The 9,990-nt window shown below is 37.3% G+C and carries 4 protein-coding genes; 3 read left to right on the top strand and 1 reads right to left on the bottom strand.

Going from position 1 to position 9,990, the window contains the following annotated elements:
* Positions 1 to 2,388 (top strand): WD40 repeat domain-containing protein (locus AC3DU7_RS15390; protein WP_488040208.1); only part of this gene is annotated, 2,388 nt, incomplete at its 5' end.
* A gap of 340 nt (positions 2,389 to 2,728) precedes the next feature.
* Here the strand turns inward: AC3DU7_RS15390 and AC3DU7_RS15385 are convergent.
* Positions 2,729 to 3,004 carry a hypothetical protein gene (locus AC3DU7_RS15385; RefSeq protein ID WP_488040207.1) on the bottom strand — a complete coding sequence of 92 codons (276 nt, stop codon included), beginning with the start codon at positions 3,002 to 3,004 and terminating at the stop codon, positions 2,729 to 2,731.
* 460 nt (positions 3,005 to 3,464) lie between these two features.
* Between AC3DU7_RS15385 and AC3DU7_RS15380 the strand changes: the two genes are divergently transcribed.
* Both AC3DU7_RS15380 and AC3DU7_RS15375 read left to right on the top strand, forming a co-directional pair.
* Positions 3,465 to 4,784, top strand: coding sequence for an ATP-binding protein (locus AC3DU7_RS15380; protein ID WP_488040206.1), 1,320 nt, complete (start codon positions 3,465 to 3,467; stop codon positions 4,782 to 4,784).
* The gene (locus tag AC3DU7_RS15375) at positions 4,771 to 9,684 is read left to right on the top strand and encodes a WD40 domain-containing protein (protein ID WP_488040205.1); all 4,914 of its coding nucleotides are present in this window, start codon (positions 4,771 to 4,773) and stop codon (positions 9,682 to 9,684) included. The genes AC3DU7_RS15380 and AC3DU7_RS15375 overlap by 14 nt, the downstream gene beginning before the upstream one ends.
* Positions 9,685 to 9,990: the final 306 nt, after the last annotated feature.

The raw sequence follows: 9,990 nt of genomic DNA, 5'->3' as shown, positions 1-9,990 counted from the left end.
AATACTCGCCCACTAAAAACTCAGGCTGAATTGGTGAAAGAAAGTGAGTTTCAAGTGAAAGAGTTAGAGTTAGTATTAAAGATTTTTGTCGAGACTAGTTTAGTATTTTTGTTGCCAGAAAAACCAGCAAATCGTTATCAGTTAGTGCATGATTATTTGGTTACTTTTATTCGGCAAAGAAAAGAGAATGAATTGTTTCAAGAGTTAAAGCAGGAAAGGAAAAGACGACAGAATTTGCAGAAAGAAATTGATTTATTAACAGAATTAGAGACAGAACGAAAACGCCGAAGAATATTGGAAAAAAGAGGATCATTTGTAATTGTAGTATTGCTAATTTTAGCAGCATATTTTGGAGTGAAAGCACAGCAAAGAGCAATAGCTATTAGTGAAATTCATAGTCTAACAGCCTCTGCTAATACTCTTCTGGTTTCTAATAAAGAATTTGATGCTTTGATAGAAAGTGTCAGAGCAGCTAGAAAATTACGAAATATAACTTGGGAAAAAGTAGATGACGAGATTCAAATGCGAGTTATAACAACTTTGCAGCAATCTATCTACCGAGTAAAACAGCGCAATAGTTTAGAAAAGCATAGTGATAAAGTATATAGTATTAATTTTAGTCCTGATGGTCAAATATTGGCTTCAGCTAGTGCCGATAATACAGTTAAACTTTGGAGTCTGGATGGAAAATTGTTGCAAACTCTCAAAGGACATACAGATCGAGTTTTTAGCGTTAGTTTCAGTTCTGGCGGTCAGTTAATTGCTTCAGCTAGTAAAGATCAAACCATCAAACTTTGGCGCTTAGATGGTACCTTAGTTAAAACTATTACAGGACATAAAGAAACAGTTAAAAGTGTTATTTTTAGTCCTGATGGTCAAACTATTGCCTCAGCTAGTAAAGATCAAACCATCAAACTTTGGCGCTTAGATGGTACCTTAGTTAAAACTATTACAGGACATAGTGATGAAATTAAAAGTGTTAATTTCAGCTCCAATGGTAAATTTATTGTCTCAGCTAGCCAAGACAAAACCATCAAACTTTGGCGCTTAGATGGTACCTTAGTTAAAACTATTACAGGACATAGTGGTACTGTGTATGAAGCAACTTTTAGTCCTGATGGTCAAACTATTGCTTCGGCAAGTGAAGATCAAACTATTAAACTTTGGCGTTTAGATGGCAATCTAAAAAAAAGTATTTCAGGGCATACCGATAGCGTAAGAAGCGTAAGTTTTAGTCCAGATGGGCAAAGCATTATTTCAGCTAGTTGGGATCGAACTATAAAACTCTGGAGTTTAGACGGTATTTTACTGGAAACTTTTAATGGTCATATAGATAGAATTTACAGTGTAAGATTTAGCGCCAACGGCAAAATAATTGCCTCTTCTAGCAGAGATAGTACAATCAAACTTTGGCAAAAGAATAGTATACCTAGACTCCGAGGTCATCAAGATACAGTCTTGAGTGTAACTTTGAGTCCTGACGATCAGATGATTGCTACTGCTAGCGCCGATCATACTATTAAACTTTGGCATCGTGATGGTACTCTTCTTCAAACTTTCCGAGGACATACAGATAGAGTCTTTGAAGTGAACTTTAGTCCAGATGCTCAGATGATTGCCTCTGCTAGTGGGGATAAAACTATAAAGCTCTGGCATCCTGACGGTAGTTTGATCAAGACTTTAACAGGGCATTTGGATATAGTAAGTAGTGTGAGTTTTAGCCCAGATGGTCAGATAATTGCCTCTGCTAGTGAGGATCATACTATTAAAATTTGGTATCGTGATGGTAGACTAATTAGCACTTTAACAGGTCATCAAAGTCCAATCAGTCAGGTTACTTTCAGTCCAGATGGTACAATTCTTGCTTCTGTCAGCGATGACAAAACCATAAAATTGTGGAAACCCAATGGCAATTTAATTAAAACCTTGAAAAAACACTTAGATCATGTTTATACTGTAAATTTTAGTCCTGATGGTGAGCTAATTGCCTCGGGTAGCCGAGACAATACAATCAAAATTTGGGATCAAAATGATAGAGATATCAATACCTTAAAAGGTCATACTAGAGCGGTTTCTCGTCTTGATTTTAGTTCAGATGGAAAATTTATTGTATCTGCAAGTTGGGATGGCACTGTAAAACTTTGGTATGGTGACGGAAGAGAAATCAACTCTTTGCAGGGGCATAGTCAGGAAGTTCGTTCAGTTCGTTTCAGCAATGATAGGAAGTTACTTGTTTCTGCTAGCAACGATCAAACGGTGATTTTGTGGCATTTAGATTTAGATATGCTATTGATGCATAGCTGCAACTGGATTAATGATTACTTGGAAAATACACCTAATGTACTAGAATCAGATCGAAATTTTTGTAATATCAGCGATAAAAAATAGCATATTTTATCTAGGAACTTGTATGGAAGCTAGTTTCACAATCCATTTTAGATAAAATTTGTACAACTTATTTTTACATGATACCTAAGTTGACTTTGAATCAAAAAATATTTTTACTGTGATATCGTTTGCTTTTACTTCTTACAGCTCTTTTCAAATGGAGGAACCACATAGTCAAAACCAAAACTCTTGTAGGGACGTTTCATGGAACGTCTCTACTGTTGTCTACTAATCACAAAAACTGCTGTAATTCAAAATCTGAGAATGTCTAAGTCAAAATCTTGCCTTTTTCTTTAGTTATATTCAAGGTTAATAGTAAGAAAACTCTGCTCTACTAACTCTACGAATCATGAGGTTTGATATTATCCTCAGATGGGTCTGTTCCAGTTCCCTGACTTGCAAGTTTGATTGATGTCATTACTAAATCATTATCATTTTTAAAATCACAATCTCTGCATTGTTGATCGGGGTCTTTAGGGTCTTCTCCAGTTCCCTGAGCAGCTATTTTTTTTGGTAGTTGAGTGCTAGGTAAATGAGTAGCCGAAGCTATTTCCAATAAACCCAAGCCTACCGTGCTATAACAAATCAATCCTACTACTAAGAATTTATTAATCATAATTAAATTAATCCTCAACTCTAACTTTTATTGTCTCAGACATCTGCAGGACTTACGCAAATTAACGTTAAAAACGCCATATGTAGGGGCGAATGGCATTGGCTAGCGCCAAGCTCCGCTAACGCCCTCACTTGATTTAGTGTCCGTGCGTAAGTCCTGATCTGTAAAAAGAATTGACAAACGCAGAAGTCTATCTTAATTGGATTTGGGCAATTAGTAAGTAATTTTACAGCTATTTTAAGATGTCTACTCTTAAATCTACATTAGCATAATCTAGATTTCCGAAAATTATTAGGGTTTACGTCAACAAACTATCTGTAGTAAAAATCCCTGATTATTAGTAAGTATAAAGTTTTCTTTGACAATTGTAATTTTTTATTTTCTTCTTGGTAGAAGACCAAATTTTCCCTGTTCCCTATTCCCTACGATAAAATTGAGCAGTAGCTTCTCATAAATAATTATGGCTTTAGATCCCAAAGCTTTTTTTCAGGCAACAGACCCTGGAATTCCTCTGTTTGTAGACAATGCAGAAATTGACAATAGATACTATATTGACTTCTCGGCTGTGCGTGGGGGACAAGTTATCAAGAAATTACAAAAGACCATTCTCTGGTCTTCAGGCCGACCTACTTGTCAACTATTTACTGGACATATTGGTTGTGGCAAATCTACAGAATTATGGCGGCTCAAGCAACAGTTAGAAACAAAAGGATTTCATGTTGTCTACGTTGAGTCTGACAAAAACCTAGAAATGGGAGATGTAGATGTAGGTGATATCCTTCTTACTATTGTCCAACAAGTTAGTGAAAGTTTGCAGGAGTTGAAAAACTTTAAGATAAATGAACCCAACAGACTGAAAGGGATACTCCAGGGAGCTGCTAAATTATTGCAGACAGAAATAGAAATATCTAACATTGAACTCTCTTTCGGAATTGGCAAAATAACTGCCGAGGCCAAAGCTAGTCCTGAAGTTCGTAGTAAACTCAGAAAATATCTCGGACCTCGTACTGGTGGAATTCTTGAGACTATTAACCAAGAATTGATCGAACCTGCTAACAAAAAGCTACTGCAGTATGGCAAAAATGGATTAGTTGTTATTGTTGATAACCTTGATAAAGTTGATAATACTCTTAAATATAGGAACACAACTCAACCAGAATATCTATTTGTAGATCGAGGGGAGCAACTAACTAGACTTCAGTGCCATGTCATTTATACTATTCCTCTAGCGCTAAGGTTTTCCAATGACTATGAAACATTAACCCAAAGATTTAGGAAAGACCCTCAAATATTGCCAATGGTGGCGACACAGTTACGTGACGGTAGTAAATGCACTGAAGGAATACAGTTAATTCGACAGTTAGTTTTGGCAAGGGCGTTTCCGGAGTTAGGCCCACAGCAACGCTTGGAAAAAGTTACCGAAATATTTGACAGTCAGGAAACTTTAGACTATTTATGTTGTAGCAGTGGCGGTCATGTCAGAAATGTATTGAGAATAGTTAATGATGCTATTATGGAAGAAGGAAATCTTCCCATTTCCCGTCATAGTGTTGCCAGCGTTATTAAAACTTATCGTAATGAGCGACTTTTAGCTATAGATGACAGGGAATGGGAATTATTACGCCGAGTAGTTAGGACAAAAAAAGTGGCAGGAGATGACGGATACCAAACTTTAATCCGGAGTATGTTTGTCTATGAATATCAAGATGAAGATGGGTCTTGGTTTGATATTAATCCTATATTAAAAGATGCACCAGAATTAAGAGATGACAGAAATTAACGATATAGCATCATTGCAGAGGTTAGTTAGAGGCATGAAAATGTCTCAAGGAAAATTTAGGCTGCTTCTAGCTCGCTATAGTTATCTAAGTCAGCGCGATCGCCTAATTCTACAACTCCGGGAATCTTTTTCTGGGGTTTTGCAGGAGTTGGTGCTGGATAAGTCAGTCAGTTCACTTTATGCAACTATCCAAAAACGTCTAGAAAATCAACAGCCAGATGCTTTGATGGTATGGGGATTGGGATCGATGCTAGATGTGGATGAGTTGCTCCGCTCAATGAGTTTAGTGTTAGACGAGTTTAGAAAAAATTTTCACTTCCCGATAGTGTTATGGATAAATGAGGAGGTGTCGCGGAAGTTTATTCAGTTGATTCCTGATTTTGAAAATAGGGCAAGTTTGACTGTATTTGAAATTTCTACTGATGAGTTAATACATTTTATTCGGCAGACGAGTGACTCCGTTTATCAGAAAGTTTTAGAGAGTGGGGCAGGAATATTTTTAGATAATACTTTCTTGGGATTAGATGAATGTGGTTATCAACAGTTGTTACGCGCACAGAAAGAATTGGCAAAACGGGGAGTCTTTTTAGAGCGAGAATTAGAGGCAAATCTAGAATTTGCTTTAGCTAGAACAGCAGATAATTCTACAGAAGAGGCACGACAGCATTATCAGCAAAGTCTCGAACTTTGGCAACAACTGAATAATACCGTGCGGGTGGCTCTCATTAATTATTATCTAGGCTTGTGGTGGCGTAGTTATGGGGTTTGGCATCGCCCTGAACAAGAAAAATCTTACAATCGCGCTTGTACCTATTTTCAGCAGTCGGTAGAAACCTTTGAGAGAGTTAAGCGCCCTGACTTAGCTGCCAAGTTTATCAATGCTTGGGGAGTGATTTTACAAAATTTGCAGCGTTGGAATGAGTTAGAAAATGTCGCCAATAGAGCAATTGAATTACATCAAGATTATTCTTACCCATTCCGAGAAGCAAAGGCCAATGGTTTTTTGGCAGAAGTTAAACTAGCAAAAAATGACTATACAGAAGCAAAAAAGTATGCTCAAAAAGCTCTTGAAATTTTCAACAACACCCTGAAAAATGCATCTTATTATACTTCAGAACAAGATAAAATAACTTTAGATTGGGAACGTTTATATCATCGAGTTTGGTATTTATTTTCTTTAGGAAAAGCAAATAAATGTTTGGGTGATATCAAAGAAGCCATAGAAATTCTAAATAAAGCTATCGCAGAAGCAAAAGTTGAATACGATCCAACACTTTATTTTTCTATATACAAAGAATTACGAGAGATTTATTTAGAAAAAAAAGAATATCTTACAGCTTTTAAATTCAAGCAAATTCAACAAAAAATTGAACAAGAATTTGGGTTTCATGCATTCATTGGTGCTAATCGTTTGAGATATAGAAAACAAAATGTTAATCCTACTTTTCCCAAGCTTAATCCAATAAAATATACTCAAGAAGTTGCTTCACCAGGAAGACAGTCTGATGTAGAAAAATTGGTAAAAAGAGTGAGAGATAAGCAGTGTAAATTAATAGTCATTCATGGGCAATCAGGAGTTGGTAAAAGTTCTATTATTCAGACAGGATTAATTCCTGCTTTAGACCGAGCATTAATTGAGAGTCTTATAGTTTTGCACCGAGTTTATGTTGATTGGGTTCCAAGATTGGGAAAAAAATTAGCAGAGCAGCTACAAAAGACTCAAAAATCAGTAGGTATTTCAGATACTCTTAATTCAACTGAGGCAATTTTAGCTCAGTTACAAAATAACGTTGAATTAAATCTAATCACAGTTATTATTTTTGACCAATTTGAGGAATTTTTCTTTGAAAATACCGAACCATGGAATAAAAAAGAATTTGCTCAGTTTCTCCAAGACTGTTTAAATATTCCCTTTACGACAATTATTTTATCTCTGCGAGAAGATTATCTTCATCATTTATTAGCATTTAATCGTTTGGGTGATTTCGATACTATAAATAATGATATTTTAAGTAAAAATATTATCTATTACTTGGGAAATTTTTCCCATAAAAAAGCAAAATTAGTGATTGAAGAATTAACTAAAAATTCTCAATTTCAAATAGATTCAGAACTCATAGAAAAGCTAGTTGCAGACTTAGCTAAAGAGTCAGGAGAAATTCGCCCCATTGAGTTGCAGATTGTGGGGGCACAACTACAAACAGAGAATATTACTACTCTCGAAAAATATCAAAAATTAGGAGATAATCCCAAAACAGAATTAGTGGAGCGATATTTAGCAGAAGTGGTGAAAGACTGCGGAGGAGAAAATGAAAAATTGGCTTGGTTAGTGTTGTTTGCCTTGACAGATGAAAATAATCATCGTCCACAAAAAACTAGGGCTGAGTTGGTGAAAGAAGCTGTAGATTTTAATGTAGAAAACTTGGAGATAGTATTAAAGATTTTTGTTAATTCTGGCTTAGTATTTTTATTGCCAGACAATCCAACAAATCGCTATCAGTTGGTACATGATTATTTAGTTGCATTTATTCGAGAAAGAGAAAGTAGAGAAGCAAAAGGAAAAACTATTATTATCGATCTAGCAAATGAAGCTAAAAAGCTATCTATGTTAGATAAGCAATGGGATGCTTTGATGACTGCAATGAAAGCAAGACAAAAACTCATAGATGCTAAACTTGAAGAAATGGACGAAGCTATTGAGGTGACAACTGCTCTAGGAACAGTAATTTATAAACATGACAAAGATGAATTTATCGAATTTAACCGTCTCCAGGCACATGAAGATAGAGTCTACGGTGTAGCATTTAGCCCCGATGGGAAGACTATTGCCTCTGCTAGTGATGACAAAACGGTGAAATTATGGAACTATCGGGGACAGTTACTACAGACTCTTGTAGGACATGAGGAGAGAGTCTACAGTGTAGCATTTAGTCCTGATGGAGAAACCATTGCCTCTGCTAGTCGTGACAAAACAGTGAAATTGTGGAATCGTCAGGGGCAATTGTTGCAGACTCTTGTGGGACACCAACAAACAGTCTACAATATAACGTTTAGCCCTGATGGGGAGACCATTGCTTCTGCTAGTCGTGACAAAACGGTGAAATTATGGAACTATCGGGGGCAGTTGCTGCAGACTCTGAGCGAACATCAAGATGAGGTCAACTGTGTAACATTGAGCAATGATGGAAAGATTGTTGCTTCTGCTAGTGATGACAAGACAGTAAAATTGTGGAACCTTCAGGGGCAGTTGTTGCAAACTTTTAAGGGGCATCATGATAAGGTCCTATTTGTAGCATTTAGCCCTGACGGAAAGACTATTGCTTCTGCTAGTTATGACAACACGGTTAAATTGTGGAACTACGAGGGTAAATTATTGCATACTCTCGAAGATCATCGCAAAAAGATTTACAGTGTAGCATTTAGCCCTGATGGAAAGACTATTGCCTCTGCTAGTGCTGACAATACTGTGAAATTATGGAACTGCCAAGGGAAATTATTACAGACTTTGGTAGGGCATGAAAATCAGGTCAACAGTGTAGTATTTAGCTCTGATGGAAAGACTGTTGCTTCTGCTAGCTATGACAAAACAGTGAAATTGTGGCATCGCCATGGGCATTTATTGCAGACTTTTGAGGGGCATGAAAGTCGAGTCTACGGTGTAGAATTTAGCCTTGATGGAAAAAATATTGCTTCTGCTAGTGCTGACAATACCGTGAAATTATGGAACTATCGAGGGCAATTATTGCAGACTTTTGAGGGGCATCAGCAATGGGTAAGAGATGTCGCATTTAGTCCTGATGGAAAGATTGTTGCTTCTGCTAGTGATGACAAAACGGTAAAATTGTGGCATTGTCAAGGACAATTATTGCAAACTTTTGAGGGGCATCAGGACTGGGTTTACAGTGTAGCATTTAGTCCTGATGGAAAGACTATTGCTTCTGCTAGTTATGACAAAACGGTAAAATTGTGGAACTACCAGGGAACATTATTGCAGACTCTAGTAGGGCATGAAAATCGAGTTTATGGTGTAGCATTTAGTCCTGATGGAAAGACTATTGCTTCTGCTAGTGCTGACAATACCGTGAAATTATGGAGCTGTCAGGGGGAATTACTACAGAGCTTTGAGGGGCATCAGGATAAGGTTATAGGTGTAGCATTTAGCCCTGATGGAAAGACTATTGCTTCTGCTAGTGCTGACAATACCGTGAAATTATGGAGCTGTCAGGGGGAATTACTACAGAGCTTTGAGGGGCATCAAGACATAGTTATAGATGTAGCTTTTAGTCCTGATGGAAATACGATCGCTTCTGTTAGTGCTGACAATGCCCTGAAATTATGGAACTGTCAGGGACAATTACTACAGAGCTTTGAGGGGCATGAAAATCTGTTCATAGGTGTAGCATTTAGTCCTGATGGAGAGACGATCGCTTCTGCTAGTGATGACAAGACCGTAAAGTTGTGGAGATATTTACCCATAGAAGATTTAACTAACTATGGTTGCGAGTGGTTAAATGATTACCTAATTTCTCACCCCCGGGAGTTGGAGGAACTCAAGATTTGCCAAACTGACTATCGCTTGAAAGAAGCTGCTAGTAGTTGGGAAATAGAAGGAGAAAAACTGGCAAGGGAGGGAAAAATTAAAGAGGCAGTTGCCATATTTGAGAAAGCACTTCAATGGAATTCTGACCTTAACCTCAACCCAATAAATAGAGCAGAATCATTAGCTGAGGCAGAAAAATTAATAGAGGAAGGTTTCAAATTAGCAAGAGAAGGAGAAATTGAGGCAGCAGTGGAAAAATATAAAAAAGCAAAAGAACTCGATTGCCTAGCACTCATTCCTACTTGGCAAAATATCGATCCAGAGGCTAAAGCCAAAAATGAGGCTTCTTCTGTAGAGTAATATTATGTCTGGATTTTGCCCCCCGAGCAAGCCAACTTTGGGGGGAACAAGAATCAATTTGCTTGCTCTAGTCCCCCAAAATTGGGGGATTTAGGGGGCGAGTGATGTAGCAAATAGGACTTCTCAGACAACCTCTAAGGGAATAGTAGAAAATAAATTATCCCAATTTTTGTACTTAGATCGAGCATTAAAAAGTTTTTTGATACTGAATTTTGCCCCCCTAGCCCCCCAACTTTGGGGGGAACAAGAACCAATTTGCTTGCTCTAGTCCCCCAAAATTGGGGGATTTAGGGGGCGAGTGATGTA

It is taken from the genome of Okeania sp. (genome assembly GCF_983059655.1).
This window is presented reverse-complemented; position numbering and strand designations above follow the sequence as displayed.